The following is a 15,850-nucleotide window of genomic DNA, read 5'->3' as shown; positions in this document are numbered from 1 at the left end:
TCTGGTGCCCAGACTCCTCGTTGACCTGACCCCGCTGCGCGAAAGCCCGGATTTCCGCCGGCTGTGGACCGGAACAGCGCTCTCCGCCATTGGAACGCAACTGACCCTGGTGGCGGTAAGCCTGGAGGTCTATTCGCTGACGGAGTCCACCTTCTACGTAGGGCTGCTTGGGCTGGTGGGACTGGTACCGCTGGTCGTGGCCGGACTGTACGGAGGATCCGTGGTGGACGCCTACGACCGTCGCAAGGTGGCCCTGTTTTCCTCGCTGCTGCTGTGGGCCTCTACGATCGGCATTGCCGCGCAGGCGTGGGCCGGCCTGGGCAATATCTGGCTGCTCTATGCGCTGGTGGCGGTGAATGCCGGGGCCGCCGGCCTGAACCAGCCCGCCCGAAGTGCCATCATTCCGCGTCTGGTCCGGCCGGAGCTGCTGCCGGCAGCGAATGCCCTCAGCATGATCACCTTCGGCCTGGCCATGACCATCGGCCCGCTGATGGCCGGTGTCCTGGTGGCCCGGGTGGGTTACGGCTGGACCTACACGATCGACGTCGTCACCTTCAGCGCGGCCATGTGGGCGTTGTACCGGCTGGACCCGATGCCACCCGTGGGCGAGGTGCAGAAGGCAGGCCTGAAATCGGTGCTGGAAGGATTCCGTTTCCTGGCCACCCGGCCGAACATCCGCATGACCTTCCTGGTGGACCTGGCCGCCATGGTCATGGCGCAGCCCCGCGCCCTGCTGCCGGCAATCGGCGCCGTTCTGCTGGGCGGGGGAGCCACCACGGTGGGTGTCCTGCTGGCGGCCACCGCCGTCGGAGCTTTCCTTGCCGGGCTCTTCTCCGGACCCCTGGGTGCGGTCCGCCGTCAGGGCCTGGCGGTTCTCTGGTCCGTGGTGGCCTGGGGGCTGTCCGTGTCCGCCTTTGGAGTGGTGGTGGTCATGGCCGGGCACAACGACGGCGCCGAGCCCACCGTTTGGCTGATTCCGGCTGCCGTCGCCATGGCGTGTGCCGGGATTGCAGACTCTGTCAGCGGTGTCTTCCGCTCCACTATCCTGCAGTCTGCGACTCCTGACGCCATGCGCGGGCGGCTGCAGGGCGTGTTTGTGGTGGTGGTGGCAGGCGGACCGCGGCTGGGCGACCTGGTGGCCGGCGTCGACGCCTCGTTCCTGGGGGAGGGGTGGGCGGCGGTCATCGGCGGGCTTCTTTGCGTGGTGCTGGTGGCTGTCCTTGCCAAGCGGCAGCCACGCTTCGCCCGATATGACGCAGCGCATCCGGAGCCGTGACGGCGCTCACGCACTGTATTGCTGCGCCGGGCCCCATGGAACACTCCGGCTCTGTGGAGCGTTGATATCGGTGGATACACTGACGTTTAGCGGATCCTCGGCGCACTGTGCTGTGCCCGCACGGGTCCGCTCAGGAAGGATCACCACGTGCACCAACATTTTAACGGTCTGAAGACTGCCGCATTGTTCGGGGTGCTCTTCGCCGTGCTGCTAGGCATCGGCGGCCTGCTCTCCAGCGGCACCGGAAACTCCTCGTTCATCTGGATTTTCCTGTTTATTGGGCTCGCCACCACCGCCTACAGCTACTGGAACAGCGACAAACTGGCCATCCGTGCCATGCGCGCAGTTCCCGTGACTGAGGCGCAGGCGCCGGAAATGTACCGGATTGTCCGCGAGCTCTCCGCCCGCGCCGGGGAACCCATGCCCAAGCTCTACATTTCGCCCACCATGGCACCCAACGCCTTCGCCACCGGCCGCAATCCCGCCCATGCGGCGGTCTGCTGCACCCAGGGAATCCTGGCGCTACTCAACGAGCGTGAGCTGCGCGGGGTCCTGGGCCACGAGCTCATGCACGTCTACAACCGTGACATCCTCACGTCCTCCGTGGCTGCCGCCATCGCCGGCGTGATTACCTCGCTGGGACAGTTCCTGCTCTTCTTCGGCGGGGGAGACCGCCGCAACTCCAATCCGCTGGCCACGATCGCCATGGCCATCCTGGCTCCGTTGGCCGCTTCGCTGATCCAGATGGCAATTGGCCGGACACGGGAGTACGACGCCGACGAAGACGGCGCCAAGCTCACCGACGATCCGCTGGCGCTCGCCTCCGCCCTGCGCAAGCTGGAGTCCGGCACTCAGCGCGCGCCGCTGCCGAACAATGACCAGAAGCTGGTCAACACCTCCCACTTGATGATCGCCAATCCGTTCCGCAACGGTGTCCGCGGCCTGCTGGCCACCCACCCGCCCATGGCCGACCGTATCCGGCGGCTGGAGAACATGGCCGGACGTCCGCTGGGATCCTGACCGGCCGGGATCCTGACCGGCCGGGATCTTGGCCGGCTGGCCCTGATCCGCCGGCTAAGCTGCATCGGCCGGTGAACGAAAGGTAGGCTCGGCGCATGCGTCTCATCCTCATCCGCCACGGACAGACTCCGTCCAACGTTGACCATTACCTTGACACGGGCGTACCCGGGCCGGGGCTGACGGATCTGGGTCTGGCCCAAGCGGCGGCACTGCCCGAGGCATTGTCCGGAGAACCGATCGACGGCATCTTCGCCTCCAACCTGGTGCGCACGCAGCTCACAGCCGACCCGCTGGCCGCAGCGCTGGGCCTGCCGGTGGAAGTGCGTCCGGGCCTGCGCGAGATTTCCGCGGGCAGCCTGGAGATGCGCAACGACCGCGAGGCCATCATCGCCTACCTCAAGACCGTCTACAGCTGGGTCAAGGGAGACCTTGGGATCAACATGCCCGGCGGTCCGGACGGCAAGGAAACGTTTGAACGGTTCGATGCCGTGATCGATGAGCTGCGTGCGGCCGGCCTGAAAACCCCCGTGGTTATCAGCCACGGCGCCATGATCCGTGCCTGGTGCACCGCCCGGGCGGGAAACGTGGGGCCGGACTTCATCGTGGATAACGCGCTCAGCAACACCGGCATGGCCGTGATGGAATCGGTTGCCGACGGCGGCACACACGGCGCCTGGAATCTCCTCACCTGGATGGGCGAGGCGGTGGGCGGCCGGGCGCTGCGCGACTACGGCGAAGACGGCCCCGCGGGCGAGGATGTGTTGCTCTAGGGGGCCTGCGCCTGCAGGCAACCATCCTTAGTACAGATACCGGGCCCACGAAAATTCCCTGTTCGGACGCGGGCCTGGCGGTAGTTGATGAACCTAGCCACTTATTGGCGGGGCCTGTGCCGGTAGTTCTGCGGCGAGTTTCCGCCGCCGATGCCCTGACCGTGCGCACTTGTCTTGACGCGACCCGGTCACAGCGGTGAGATAGGCCTTGTTCGCCGGGACAGATTTGGCTTTCGAGAAACGGCACAGGGGTGCTCATGACGACGAACGGCGCAACCACAACAACGGCGGCGACTGGCGGGTTCGTGCTCTTGACGCTGGCGACGGGTCAGTTCGTCATGACTCTCGACAGTTCAGTGATGAACGTTTCGATCGCCACGGTAGCCGACGACGTTGGCACCACGATCACCGGCATTCAGACGGCCATTACCCTGTACACGCTGGTGATGGCTTGCCTGATGATCGTCGGCGGCAAGATTGGAAGCATTGTCGGCCGACGCCGTGCCTTCTCCATCGGCTGTATCGTCTACGGCGCGGGTTCCCTCACGACGGCATTTGCTCCGAACCTCCTTGTCCTCACCCTCGGCTGGTCCTTCCTCGAAGGCATCGGCGCCGCATTGATCATGCCTGCCATCGTGGGGCTTGTGGCCAGTAACTTTGCGCGTCCGGACCGCCCGAAGGCCTACGGTCTCGTCGCCGCGGCGGGCGCCATGGCCGTTGCCGTCGGTCCGCTCATCGGCGGTTTGGTGACCACGTACGCCTCCTGGCGGTACGTCTTTGTTGGGGAGGTTGTCATTATTGTTGGCATCCTGTTCATGTCGCGGCGCGTTCAGGACGAGCCGGTGTCGCGGCAGCCGCGGCTGGATTTTACTGGTGCTGTCCTTTCAGCCTCGGGTCTTGCTCTGGGCATTTACGGGGTGCTCCGCTCGTCCGAGTGGGGATGGGTGGCGCCCAAGCCGGGTGGCCCGTCGTGGCTTAGTCTGTCGCCGACTATCTGGCTCATCATCGCGGGCAGTTTTATCCTTTGGATTTTCTTTCGCTGGCAGACACACCTTGAGCGGGCGGGCAGGGAACCGCTGGTCGAGACGGCATTGTTCGGCAATCACCAGCTGACCGGGGGGCTCACAACCTTCTTTTTCCAGTACCTTCTGCAGGCTGGCATCTTCTTCATTGTCCCGCTGTTCCTGTCCGTAGTGCTCGGCCTCTCCGCCCTGGAAACCGGCGTGCGGATCCTTCCGCTATCCGTTGGTTTGCTCCTCACCGCGGCGGGTATCCCGAAGGTGCTGCCCCACGCCTCACCGCGCCGCGTGGCCCGGGCAGGGCTGCTCCTGATCCTTGCCGGCATCATGGGGCTGCTGGCCGGGATCGATCTTGATGCCAACGCCGCCGTCGTCTCCCTCCCGCTCCTGCTGACCGGCCTCGGCATAGGATCCCTCGCCTCCCAGCTCGGAGCCGTGACCGTATCCGCGGTGCCCGACGAAAAGAGCCCCGAGGTGGGAGGCCTGCAGAACACAGCCACGAACCTCGGGGCCTCACTCGGCACAGCACTCGCCGGCTCCGTCCTCATCGCCGTGCTGGGTGCGTCCTTCATCTCCGGCGTCCAACAGAATCCCACTGTGCCGGAGGCGGTGAAGGAACAGGCGAGCGTCGAGCTGGCCGGGGGCGCACCCTTCCTCTCAAATGCCGATCTCCAATCTGCGATGGAGGCCGCCGGCGCCTCACAGGAGGTGACGCAGGCGGCCCTCGACGAGAACGAGGTGGCCAGGATTGACGGCCTGCACGCGGCCTTGGCGATACTCGCGCTGATTGCCTGCGCGGCGCTTTTCTTCACGCAGCGGATCCCGGGAAAGCCGGTAGTGGCGGCCGCATCGACCGCACCGTCCGATGGCCCATGACGCTGCCCGCGACCGCCGGAAGTGCAGCCACCTTTGGCCGCGCACTGAGCACAAGACGAGGACCGCCGCCGATGGTCTGATGGCTGCGGTCCTCGATGGTCCTGCGGATTCCCTGCGGACTGAGGCCCGCTAATTCGCGCCTCTGATTAGACGTTATGCAGGGTTCCTAGCGGAAGTTGATGAACTGCAGGTCCACGTCCACATCCGCACCCTTGAGCAGCGCCATGGTGGCCTGCAGGTCGTCGCGTGACTTGGACGTCACGCGCAGCTCGTCGCCCTGGATCCGGGAGTTAACGCCCTTGGGGCCCTCGTCACGGATGATCTTGTTGATCTTCTTCGCCTGGTCCTGGGCGATGCCTTCCTTCATGGAGGCCTCAATCCGGTATTCCTTGCCGGAGGCGAACGGCTCGCCGGCGTCCAGGGACTTCAGGGAAATTCCGCGCCTGACCAGCTTGGACTGCAGAACGTCCAAAACGGCGAGGACGCGCTCCTCCGAGTTGGCCTTCATGAGGATGTTCTCCCCGCTGAAGTCCACCTCGGCGCCGACTCCTTTGAAGTCGTAGCGCTGGGAGAGTTCCTTCTGTGCCTGGTTGAGGGCGTTGGCGACTTCTTGTTTATCGATCTTGCTCACAACATCAAATGATGACTCGCTGGCCACGGGTGCTCCTTGCAGTAGTTTTTTCTCCTGCACCCAGCCTAGTAGCTCACGGCTTCTGAGGCAGCCCTCACAGGTTGCGCTCAGGCAATGTCGGGACTGGACCCATCTTGAGGCGCGACAGTATGAGGGTGAGTGAAACAGCAAACCCTCCGGCAGAATCCCGCCAACGACGTTCCCACCTGAGCAAACTGCGCACCGCCGCGGCAGGATCAGTCCTGGCCGCGGTCTCCATCACAGGTGTGGGGGTAGCCGCAGCCCCGGCCCAAGCCACGGAACTCCGGTCTTTCCTGGCGCCGCTGGAAGGAACAGGTCAGGCGGCACTGGACACCGGCGGCAGCGACGCCGAAGCCCGGGACACCGCTGCAGGGCGGCTGCTGGGCATCCGGGAGGACCTGGCGAATGCTGTTGCCTGGGGCTCGGTGACCCAGCAACAGGCTGACGGTTTCTATGCGCAGATGCAGTCCCGGATCGCCCGCGGACTCTAGCCGGGCGGGCCCGGGAGCGTGCCAGAGACTGTTTCCCCGGGCCCGATTCGTATCTTGGGCAAAAGTTCTGTAAAGTTGTTTAGGCCGCAGTCGCTTGCGGCGGTCTTACGCGAAGATGTTTGATCGCGAAGATGTTCGGCAGATTACCCGAGCGGCCAAAGGGGGCTGACTGTAAATCAGCTGGCAACGCCTTCACTGGTTCGAATCCAGTATCTGCCACCGAACGGAAAGAACCCGCTCCACCAGGAAACTGGTGAGGGCGGGTTTTTTCTTGCCCTGACATGGGCGCCTTCACCGCTGAGCGAACAGCTAGAGACATCTTCACACACGCCGGATAGCGTTGGAGGATGGCAACTATCGACATCACCGAGGCAACGTTCCCCGAGACCATTGAGGAAAACGACATTGTGTTCGTGGACTTCTGGGCGGACTGGTGCGGCCCGTGCAAGCAGTTCGCGCCGGTGTACGACGCCGTGTCCCAGAAGCATGACGACATCACCTTCGCGAAGGTGGACACCGAGAAAGAGCAGGGGCTGGCCGCCGCTGCGGGTATCACCTCCATCCCCACGCTGATGGCTTTCCGCGAAAAGGTCCTGGTCTTTTCCCAGCCCGGAGCTCTCAACGCCTCACAGTTCAGTGAACTGGTGGACGCGGTCAAGGGACTGGACATGAAGGCAGTCCACGAGCAGATCGCGGCACAGGAAAGCGGGCAGGCAACAGCAGGCTCTGACGGGCAGGCCAACTAGCACCTGCGCTTCGCTTCACCTGCTCAAACCAGCTTTAGTACTGCGGAGGTTCCCTGAGGGAGCCTCCGCAGTAGTTTTGGCAGTACCCCCTGGGCAGCACCACGGGTTGCCGGCACCAAACCGGATCCCGTTTACTCTGTTCCTGAGCCGTCGCCACCGACTAGGGTCGAGGCATCCCGCGGCAGTCACCGCTCCAGCACCTGACGCAGCACCACGGTGCGGGAGGGTGCTGCCCGGGGCCCATGTCAATGACGATAAGGTGAGGCCAAATACCATGAGCGGAAACCGCGGAGTTGCCTATATTGAACCCGGTGTCGTGGAAGTGCAGGACATCGACTATCCAACGTTTGAACTTCGGGACGGACCCGGAGTCAACCCTGCCAACATAGGGCGCAAGGTGCCCCACGGCGCCATCCTCAAGGTTGTGACATCCAACATCTGCGGGTCCGACCAGCACATGGTCCGCGGGCGCACCACTGCCCCGCCCAATCTGATCCTGGGGCATGAGATCACCGGAGAGATCGTTGAAATCGGGCCGGGCGTGGAATTCCATTCCGTGGGAGACCTGGTTTCGGTGCCCTTCAACATTTCCTGCGGACGCTGCAAGAACTGCAAGGAACGTAAGACCGGAATCTGCCTGAATGTTAATCCGGACCGTCCCGGCAGTGCCTACGGGTACGTGGACATGGGTGGCTGGGTGGGTGGCCAGGCCGAATATGTGCTGGTGCCGTATGCGGACTGGAACCTGCTTCGCTTCCCGGACAAGGATCAGGCGATGGAGAAGATCCTGGACCTGACGATGCTGTCGGACATTTTTCCCACGGGCTACCACGGCGCCATAACCGCCGGGGTGCGGGTGGGATCCACCGTCTACATTGCCGGTGCGGGGCCGGTGGGGCTTGCTGCTGCCGCCGGAGCGCAGCTGCTGGGCGCCGCCGTCGTCATTGTTGGTGACTTGAATGAGGAACGCCTGGCGCAGGCCCGCAGCTTCGGCTGCGAGACGGTGGATGTGTCTAAGGGTGATCCCAAGGACCAGATTGAGCAGCTCCTCGGGGTTCCCGAGGTGGACTGCGCGGTGGACGCAGTGGGCTTCGAAGCCCGCGGTCACGGCCATGGCTCGGCCACGGAGGCACCGGCAACGGTGCTGAACTCCCTGATGGACATCACGGCGGCCGGCGGTGCCCTGGGAATTCCGGGGCTGTACGTCACGGGTGATCCCGGCGGCGTGGACGAGGCTGCCAAGGTGGGCTCGCTGTCCCTGAGCCTGGGGACGGGGTGGGCCAAGTCGCTATCCTTTACCACCGGACAGTGTCCGGTGATGAAGTACAACCGGGACCTGATGATGGCCATCCTGCATGACAAGGTCCAGATCGCCAAGGCGGTAAACGCCACAACGATCAGCCTGGACCAGGCCGCGGAGTCCTACCGGGACTTCGACTCCGGAGTGGCGCGCAAATACGTTATCGATCCGCACGGGATGGTGCGCGCCTAGCTCGGCCGCGCCGCCGGCTCGTCCGGCAGGACCGCATACAAAAGGGCCGGAACCGGAAACGGTTTCGGCCCTTCGACTGCGGGTAGGGCGCAGACTGCTTTCTTGGCTTCGGACCCGGACGTACGCTTGATGCTCCGGGCCACGCGCCGTATTTGCGGCTCCCGGACCTCCATATCACCTGATGCAGAGCCGGAAACGGGGATGTCATGTCCACTCGCAAGTCTGCCGCTCTAAAGACCAATGAGAGTCAACAAGCGCAAGGGCAATGTCTGCCCGAGGGAGGCCTGCCGTGAACGGCGCGGATACCGCCTGGGTCCTGGTCTGCGCGGGACTCGTCCTGTTCATGACTCCGGGACTGGCGCTCTTCTACGGGGGCATGGTTCCAGTCCGTAATGTCCTGACCATGATGATGCAGAACATCATCCCACTGGGCATCATCTCCGTGACCTGGGTGCTGGTGGGCTACACGCTGGCTTTCAGCAACAACGGCAATTCGCTGGTCGGAGAGTTTGACGCGTTTGCCCTGATCGACGTTGACACACCGCAGTTTCATACAGTAGCGGCGGGGGTGACCATTCCGGCGCTCGCCTTTGTGGCCTACCAAATGATGTTCGCCGTGATTACCCCGGCCCTGCTGACAGGGGCGACGGCGGGGCGCCTGAAGTTTGCGGGCTGGACCGTTTTCCTTGCGGCCTGGTCCATCATCGTCTATCCACAGGTGGCGCGCTGGTTGTGGAATCCCAAGGGCTGGCTCACGCAGCTGGGCGCACAGGACTGGGCCGGCGGGATTGTGGTGCATGCTTCGGCCGGAGCTGCCGCCATTGCCGTGCTCCTGGTGGTGGGCCGGCGACGCGGCTGGCCGAACCCCAAAACCTCGCCCAACAACCTGCCGCTCATGCTCGTGGGCGCCGGAATCTTGTGGTTCGGGTGGTTTGGGTTCAACGCCGGCGACGGATTGCAGGCCAACGACATCGCGGCGCAGGCGCTGATCAACACGCATATTGCCGGTGCCGCCGCCATGCTGACCTGGTTGGTCGTGGAACGGCTGAGCAGCGGCCATTCCACCTTGGTAGGTGCGGCGTCCGGCGCTATCGCAGGACTTGCCACTATCACCCCGTGTGCCGGCTTTGTGAGCACGGGCGCAGCCCTGCTGATCGGGCTGATTGCCGGGTGTGTCTGCTGCTTTGCCGTGCGGCTCAAGCACCTGCTGCACTATGACGACGCCCTGGACGTCATTGCCGTGCACTTTGTTGGCGGCGTTATCGGCTCCCTTCTGCTGGGCTTCTTTGCCGACAGTTCCGTCAACGGGGTCAGCGCAGACGGCATCTTTGCCGGCGGCGGCGGGCTGCTCCTCTGGCACCAGATTGTTGCGCTGGTCTCCGTGGTGCTGTTCTCGTTCATCCTGAGCTGGGTGATTGCCGCGATTATCAGCCGCACCATGGGCCTGCGGGAGCCCGGCCCGGAACAGGATGATCTGGACCAGGTCCAGCAGGGAGCCTCCGGCTACGCGCTCAGTGGCATCAACTCCAAGTCCACGGCAAGCGGCCGCGGCGCCGAGTCGGGTCCGCCCACGGGCGCAGGGTCGGACGGGCGCACCACTGTCCCGGATTACCTGATCAGCGCGGTCCTCAATACCGGGCGTATCGACGGCCTCCGCGACGCCCTGTTACTGGCCGGTGCCAGGACGCTGGAATTGGCGGACACAGCGGTGTACTCGGGCAGGATTCGGACGGAGAACTTCCGCGGCGAAGAGCGGAAGATGGACTTCGAGGACCGGTTGAGAGTGCAAGTGGCCGTGGATGCCGACCACGAGGAAGCCGTGGTGGCAGTGCTCAAGCGATTTGGTGCCGAACCGGCCTCCATCTACCGGGTGGCGATCACTCCCTACTAACCCTTCGCAGGCCGGGAAAGTCTTGGTAGCGTTCAGGGCAGCCAATGCCCCGCAGTCAAAGGAGCCCGTGCGGTGACCTCAGCAAACCTCTTTGCCGGGGGCGGCTGGCCCGCTACAAGATTCCCCGGTATGTGCAGGTGCGGGGCAGTTTCCCCATGACGGTGTCCGGGAAGATCCGCAAAGTGCAGATGCGCCAGGAAATCGTGGAAGAGCTGGGCCCGGGCGCCGCAGTGACCACGGCTTCGGTGCTTCCCTCCGGTGCTTCCCTCCGTGCCTTAGCGGCCCCGGTGATCTTCCGGTGCCAGCCGGGGACCGTAGGCCTGCTTGCGGAATCCGCTGAGGACCAATAGCCGCACCACCCGCTGCCGGTGCCCGTGCCAGGGCTGGAGCAGGGCCAGCATGCCGGCGTCGTCGGTCCGGCGTCCGGTCAGCGCGGCGCCCACAAAGGCCGCCAGATGGTAGTCGCCCACTGACACGGAGTCGGGTGCGCCGTGGGTGCGCTGGGTGATTTCCGCGGCGCTCCAGGGACCGATCCCGGAGATTGAGCACAATCGCGCCGTCAGGTCAGCGCCGAGCGGAGCGGAGGCCAGCCGTTCCAGACCGGAGGCAGCGGCGCACGCCCGCAGGATGGTCCCGGACCGGTGGGAATTCACCCGCGCACGGTGCCACTCCCAGCTCGGGATCCGCCGCCAGGTTTCCGCGCGCGGCGGTACCGTGAGGCCTGCGGGTGCCGGCCCCGGCGCAGGGGCGCCGTATTTGGTCACCAGATAACGCCACGCGTAGTAGGCCTCCATTGCCGTGACCTTTTGCTCCAGGACAACGGGGACAATGCTGTCCAGCATCCGGCCCGTGGCAGGCAGGCGGAGACCGGGGTTCCGGCGGCGGGTTTCCGCCACCCCGGCAGGGAGCGTGGCAGTAAAGTCCGGGGTGTCGAAGGTTGTCCAGTCATCATGCTCCCCGAGCAGGGCCGGCACTCCGGCCAGGGCTGCCTCCGCCCCCGGGCCCCATGCCCGGGCCAGAACACGGGCGCCCGGAGCCGGGGCCGGCTGTTCGGTGAGGGCAAGGGTGGCGTCGCCCCGGGGCGTCGAAAATGCCAGCCAGACAACGCCCGGGCCAATCCGGACGGACGGGTCTTTTCCACCGTGCGCCAGGATGCCCAGCGACTGGGCCAGGCGGTATGGCCGGTCAGAATCCCAGCGGACAGAGAGGGACCCGTCCCCGGGGGCGGCCCCGGAGCTGGAGGCAGACCGGGACTGGAAAGAAACGGACGCCGGCACGGACAACAACATATTTCCATCGTCGCACGCACCGCCGACAACTCCGCTCCGGGGGAGGTGTGGCTTTTGCTACGCCGGGTTCCGGCGAAAGCTGGACCGCTCGGGGTGAACAAGTAACGTGTTGCACATGAAGTATGCCAACACAGTCCTGGACCTGATCGGCAAGACCCCGCTGGTGAAGCTTCACCACGTGACGGATGGCATCGCTGCCACCGTGCTGGTGAAGCTGGAATACCTGAACCCGGGCGGATCCATCAAGGACCGCATTGCGGTCCGCATGATTGAGACGGCCGAGCGGGAGGGCAAACTGAAGCCCGGCGGCACCATCATCGAGCCCACTTCCGGCAACACCGGCGTCGGCCTGGCCCTGGTGGCCCAGCAAAAGGGCTACAAATGCATCTTCGTGACCCCGGACAAGGTGGGAGTGGAGAAACGCGACGTGCTGCGCGCCTACGGCGCCGAGGTGGTGGTGACGCCCACCGCCGTCGCCCCCGAAAGCCCAGACTCCTACTACGGAGTCTCTGACTGCCTGGTGCGCGAAATTCCCGGAGCCTACAAGCCGGACCAGTTCTCCAACCCCTCAGCGCCGGCCAGCCACTATGAGAGCACCGGTCCGGAAATCTGGGAAGACACCGACGGCCTGCTGACCCACTTCGTGGCCGGCGCGGGCACCGGCGGCACCATCACAGGCACGGGCCGCTATCTCAAGGAAGTTTCAGCCGACCGTCCCTCCGGCCCCGTGCGGGTGATTGCCGCGGACCCCGAGGGCTCGGTGTACTCCGGCGGCACCGGACGCCCCTACTTTGTGGAGGGCGTGGGTGAGGACATGTGGCCGGGCAATTATGACCCGACCGTACCGGATGAGGTGATTGCCGTGAACGACGCCGAGTCCTTCGCCATGACCCGCCGGCTGGCCCGCGAAGAAGGCCTGCTGGTGGGCGGTTCCTCCGGTATGGCGGTGGTGGCGGCGCTGCGCGCGGCCCGCGATCTGGGGCCGGAGGACGTTGTTGTGGTCCTGCTGCCGGACAGCGGCCGCGGCTACATGGGCAAGATCTTCAATGACGAGTGGATGCGCTCCTACGGTTTCCTTCAGGGTCCGGAGCAGGAGGCCGCCGTGCGTGACGTCCTGGCCACCAAGAACGGCTCGCTGCCGGAGCTGGTGCACACCCATCCGAACGAGAGCGTCCTGGACGTCATCAACATCCTCAATGAGTACGGCGTCTCCTGTATCCCGGTCTTCTCCCAGGAGCCGCCGGTGCGAATCGGCGAGGTCCTGGGCTCCGCCGACGAGCGCTCGCTGACGGAGAAGCTGTTCCGCGGTGAAGCCAAGCCCACGGACAGCATCAGTGAGCACATGGGGCCGCGGCTGGCGCTGATCGGCGCCGGGGATTCGGTGGCCGCCGCCAAAGAGAAACTGCAGGAGAACGACGCCGTCATGGTCACCTCCGAGGGGGCGCCGGTGGGAATACTCACGCGGCATGACCTGCTGTCCTACATGAGCGTCTAACGGCCATTCAGCGAGAAGTAAAGGAGCACACCATGAGCGAAGGCTTCAACACCCGCGCCATCCATGCGGGCCAGACCCCGGATCCCACCACCGGAGCGGTCATCCCGCCGCTGTACCAGAGCACCACCTACGCGCAGGACGGTATTGGCGGACTGCGCAACGGCTACGAGTACGGCCGCGGCACCAACCCCACCCGCGACGCCCTGCAGGACCAGCTGGCCGCGCTGGAAGGCGGCACGCACGCGTATTCCTTCAGCTCCGGCCTGGCCGCTGAGGATGCCCTCATCCGCGCACTGCTGGCGCCGGGGGACCACATTGTGCTGGGCAATGACGCGTACGGCGGAACGTACCGGCTGATCAACAGGGTCCTCTCGGCCTGGGGCATCACCAACGCTGCGGTGGACATGTCCGACGTCGGCGCCCTCACCGCCGCGATCGCGGCGGGCAACACCAAAATGGTGTGGCTGGAAACGCCGTCCAACCCCATGATGAAGATTTCCGACATTGCCGCTGTGGCGCAGGCAGCGCACGACGCCGGTGCCTGGCTGGTGGTGGATAACACCTTCGCTTCGCCGTATCTGCAGCAGCCGCTGGCCCTGGGCGCGGACATTGTGGTGCATTCCACCACCAAGTACATTGGCGGGCACTCCGACGCCGTGGGCGGCGCGGTCATCCTGAACGACGACGCCGCCGCCGAGAAGATCGGCTTCATCCAGTTTGCGGTGGGCGCGGTATCCGCACCGATGGAAGCCTGGCTGACCACCCGCGGGCTGAAGACCCTGGGAGTGCGGATGGACCGGCACTCCTCCAACGCCATGGCCGTGGCCAAGTGGCTGCAGGACCAGCCGGCGGTGGAAAACGTGCTCTATCCCGGGCTGGAGGACCACCCCGGCCACGACCTGGCCAAGGCGCAGATGAAGGACTTCGGCGGGATGGTCTCGGTGTCCTTCAAGGGCGGCGAAGCAGCGGCCCGGAAGGTGGCCGAATCCACCCGCGTGTTCACTTTGGCGGAGTCCCTGGGCGGGGTGGAGTCGCTCATGAACTACCCGTCTGAAATGACGCATGCCTCCGTCAAGGGAACCGAGCTGGCCGTGCCGGAGAACCTGCTGCGGCTTTCCGTGGGCATCGAGGATATTGAGGATCTGATCGCTGATCTGGACCAGGCGCTGGGTCAGCTGTAAGTCACCCGGGGGTTACCGCCGGCGGAAAAAGCGCCGGCGGGCCTTCGGATCCCGTTCCTGGAAAAAGCGGTTGCTCTGCGGCAGCCACAGCAGCAGCACGCACATCAGCAGCAGTGCCCCCACGGCCACCAGTGCGGGGCCGCGGAACAGCAGCGGAATCCCCACGATCATGCCCACCGTGGTGAGCGTTTCGCGTCCGCTGCGTTTCCCGGTTCTCAGCCGCAGGGCGTAAAACGCGATCACCGCTGACACCGCCAGGACCACGAGGCCCAGGCCGGTGAGCGCGGCGCCGTCGCGGTGCTGAGTCCGGGCGGAGACGATGAAGGAAATGCCGGCCAGGGCCACCAGCGCCCCTGCCGCCAGCCAGGCAGCCGAAGCGGCACGGATGATTGTAGGCAGGGGAGCCCGGGGGCTGCGCGGTGCGGCCCTGCGGAAGGCGGGTCGAGTCACTGGCGGCCGGCCACCACGGGCGTCCGGGTCGCAGTGTCGTAGCGGTAGACCTCCCGGCCGCCGATCCACACCTTGAGCGCACGTTCCATCACGTCGAGCGGATCTCCGCTCCACAGCACCACGTCGGCGTCCTTGCCGGGCTCCAGAGAGCCGATGCGGTCGTCCAGGCCAAGCACCTTAGCCGGGTTGATGGTGACCGCACGCAGGGCCGTCTCGGGGTCCAGGCCCTCCTTCACGGCCAGAGCAGCCTGGTAGATCAGGAAATTGATGGGCACCACCGGGTGGTCGGTGATGATGGAAATTTCCACTCCGGCGGCGGCCAGCTTGCCGGGGTTTTCCATGCTGCGCTGGCGCAGTTCCACCTTGGAACGGGTGGTGAACAGGGGGCCGATCAGCACCGGCACGCCGCGCTCGGCCAGCACATCGGCCAGCAGATGGGCCTCGGTGCCGTGGTCCAGAACGAGGTCGTACCCGAACTCGTCGGCCAGCCGCAGGGCGGTGCCGATGTCGTCCGCGCGGTGGGCGTGCTGACGCCACGGAATTTCCCGGCGCAGCACCATGGCGAGGGCCTCAAGCTGGGGGTCGCGGTCGTCGTCGTCGTTCTTGCCCATGTGGTTCTGGGCGTCCATGAACGCCTTCCGGATCACCAGCGCCGTGCCCAGCCGGGTGGAGGGGGTCTGCTTCTTATCGCTGTACACGCGCTTGGGGTTCTCGCCGAGGGCGGATTTCAGCCCGCTGGGGGAGCGGAGGACCATTTCCTCCACGTACCGCCCGTGCGTGTGCAGGGCGACGGCGAGGCCGCCGATGGGGTTGCCGGAACCGGGGTTGATGTTCACGGCGGTGACGCCGCCGGTCAGTGCATCATCGAAGCCCAGATCGTGCGGGTTGACGCCGTCAATGGCCCGAACTCCGGCCATGACCGGATCCGTCATTTCGTTGGTGTCGTTGCCGGCCCAGCCCTCGCCCTCCTCATGCACGCCGAGGTGGGTGTGGGCATCCACCAGACCTGGCAGCAGCCACTGGCCCTCGGCGTCGATCACCTGCGCGCCTTCCGGAACCTGCACGTCCGGACCCAGCTCACGGATTCTGCCGCCCTCCAGCACCACGGTGCCGTGGAATGGAGGGGCAGTGACGGGTACGACGCGGGCGTTAATGAGAGCTAAAACCGGTGCGGGCATGAACAACCTTCCAGGGGCGGATCC

14 protein-coding genes and 1 tRNA gene are annotated in these 15,850 nt (G+C 65.4%); 11 read left to right on the top strand and 4 right to left on the bottom strand.

Annotated features, from left to right (window positions below):
• Positions 1-4: 4 nt before the first annotated feature.
• The 4 genes from ABIB35_RS01115 (at position 5) to ABIB35_RS01100 (ending at position 4,961) form a co-directional block, all read left to right on the top strand.
• A complete protein-coding gene (locus ABIB35_RS01115; RefSeq protein ID WP_354178158.1) occupies positions 5-1,276 on the top strand; it encodes an MFS transporter in 1,272 nt (423 codons plus the stop codon).
• A gap of 147 nt (positions 1,277-1,423) precedes the next feature.
• Entirely contained in the window at positions 1,424-2,296 is an 873-nt protein-coding gene (gene htpX / locus ABIB35_RS01110; RefSeq protein ID WP_354178156.1) for a zinc metalloprotease HtpX, read from the top strand.
• Between the two features lie 95 nt (positions 2,297-2,391).
• Positions 2,392-3,066, top strand: coding sequence for a histidine phosphatase family protein (locus ABIB35_RS01105; RefSeq protein ID WP_354178154.1), 675 nt, complete (start codon positions 2,392-2,394; stop codon positions 3,064-3,066).
• A gap of 305 nt (positions 3,067-3,371) precedes the next feature.
• Positions 3,372-4,961, top strand: a complete 1,590-nt coding sequence (locus tag ABIB35_RS01100; RefSeq protein WP_354178373.1) for an MFS transporter — start codon at positions 3,372-3,374, stop codon at positions 4,959-4,961.
• Positions 4,962-5,127: 166 nt separating this feature from the next.
• Here the strand turns inward: ABIB35_RS01100 and ABIB35_RS01095 are convergent, their stop codons facing one another.
• Positions 5,128-5,619 (bottom strand): YajQ family cyclic di-GMP-binding protein, encoded by a 492-nt coding sequence (locus tag ABIB35_RS01095; RefSeq protein WP_229964823.1) that lies wholly within the window; start codon positions 5,617-5,619, stop codon positions 5,128-5,130.
• 128 nt (positions 5,620-5,747) lie between these two features.
• Between ABIB35_RS01095 and ABIB35_RS01090 the strand changes: the two genes are divergently transcribed.
• The 5 genes from ABIB35_RS01090 (at position 5,748) to ABIB35_RS01070 (ending at position 10,233) form a co-directional block, all read left to right on the top strand.
• The gene (locus ABIB35_RS01090; protein ID WP_354178152.1) at positions 5,748-6,104 is read left to right on the top strand and encodes a hypothetical protein; all 357 of its coding nucleotides are present in this window, start codon (positions 5,748-5,750) and stop codon (positions 6,102-6,104) included.
• Positions 6,105-6,241: 137 nt separating this feature from the next.
• Positions 6,242-6,323, top strand: a tRNA-Tyr gene (locus ABIB35_RS01085).
• A 128-nt stretch (positions 6,324-6,451) separates the two neighbouring features.
• On the top strand, positions 6,452-6,850 hold the full coding sequence (gene trxA / locus ABIB35_RS01080) for a thioredoxin (RefSeq protein WP_354178151.1): 399 nt from the start codon (positions 6,452-6,454) through the stop codon (positions 6,848-6,850).
• A 274-nt stretch (positions 6,851-7,124) separates the two neighbouring features.
• Positions 7,125-8,342: a formaldehyde dehydrogenase, glutathione-independent gene (gene fdhA, locus ABIB35_RS01075; protein WP_354178150.1), complete on the top strand. Its 1,218-nt coding sequence runs from the start codon at positions 7,125-7,127 to the stop codon at positions 8,340-8,342.
• Between the two features lie 289 nt (positions 8,343-8,631).
• Positions 8,632-10,233, top strand: coding sequence for an ammonium transporter (locus ABIB35_RS01070; RefSeq protein WP_354178149.1), 1,602 nt, complete (start codon positions 8,632-8,634; stop codon positions 10,231-10,233).
• Positions 10,234-10,508: 275 nt separating this feature from the next.
• Here ABIB35_RS01070 and ABIB35_RS01065 read toward each other — a convergent pair whose 3' ends face one another.
• Positions 10,509-11,522 carry a DNA-3-methyladenine glycosylase family protein gene (locus ABIB35_RS01065; RefSeq protein ID WP_354178148.1) on the bottom strand — a complete coding sequence of 338 codons (1,014 nt, stop codon included), beginning with the start codon at positions 11,520-11,522 and terminating at the stop codon, positions 10,509-10,511.
• 115 nt (positions 11,523-11,637) lie between these two features.
• On the opposite strand from ABIB35_RS01065, the gene ABIB35_RS01060 reads away from it, so the two are divergent.
• A complete protein-coding gene (locus ABIB35_RS01060; RefSeq protein ID WP_354178146.1) occupies positions 11,638-13,017 on the top strand; it encodes a cystathionine beta-synthase in 1,380 nt (459 codons plus the stop codon).
• 5 nt (positions 13,018-13,022) lie between these two features.
• Complete coding sequence (locus ABIB35_RS01055; protein WP_354178372.1) at positions 13,023-14,198, top strand: cystathionine gamma-synthase; 1,176 nt, start codon at positions 13,023-13,025, stop codon at positions 14,196-14,198.
• A gap of 12 nt (positions 14,199-14,210) precedes the next feature.
• On the opposite strand, the gene ABIB35_RS01050 is transcribed toward ABIB35_RS01055, so the two are convergent.
• Both ABIB35_RS01050 and ABIB35_RS01045 read right to left on the bottom strand, forming a co-directional pair.
• On the bottom strand, positions 14,211-14,648 hold the full coding sequence (locus ABIB35_RS01050) for a hypothetical protein (protein ID WP_354178145.1): 438 nt from the start codon (positions 14,646-14,648) through the stop codon (positions 14,211-14,213).
• Complete coding sequence (locus tag ABIB35_RS01045; protein ID WP_354178144.1) at positions 14,645-15,826, bottom strand: amidohydrolase; 1,182 nt, start codon at positions 15,824-15,826, stop codon at positions 14,645-14,647. Before ABIB35_RS01045 ends, ABIB35_RS01050 begins: the two co-directional genes overlap by 4 nt.
• Between the last annotated feature and the right edge of the window lie 24 nt (positions 15,827-15,850).

It is taken from the genome of Arthrobacter sp. UYP6 (assembly GCF_040547315.1).
GTDB lineage: Bacteria > Actinomycetota > Actinomycetes > Actinomycetales > Micrococcaceae > Arthrobacter_B.
The sequence above is the reverse complement of the archived record's forward strand: the minus strand, read 5'-3'. Positions and strand labels throughout refer to the sequence as shown.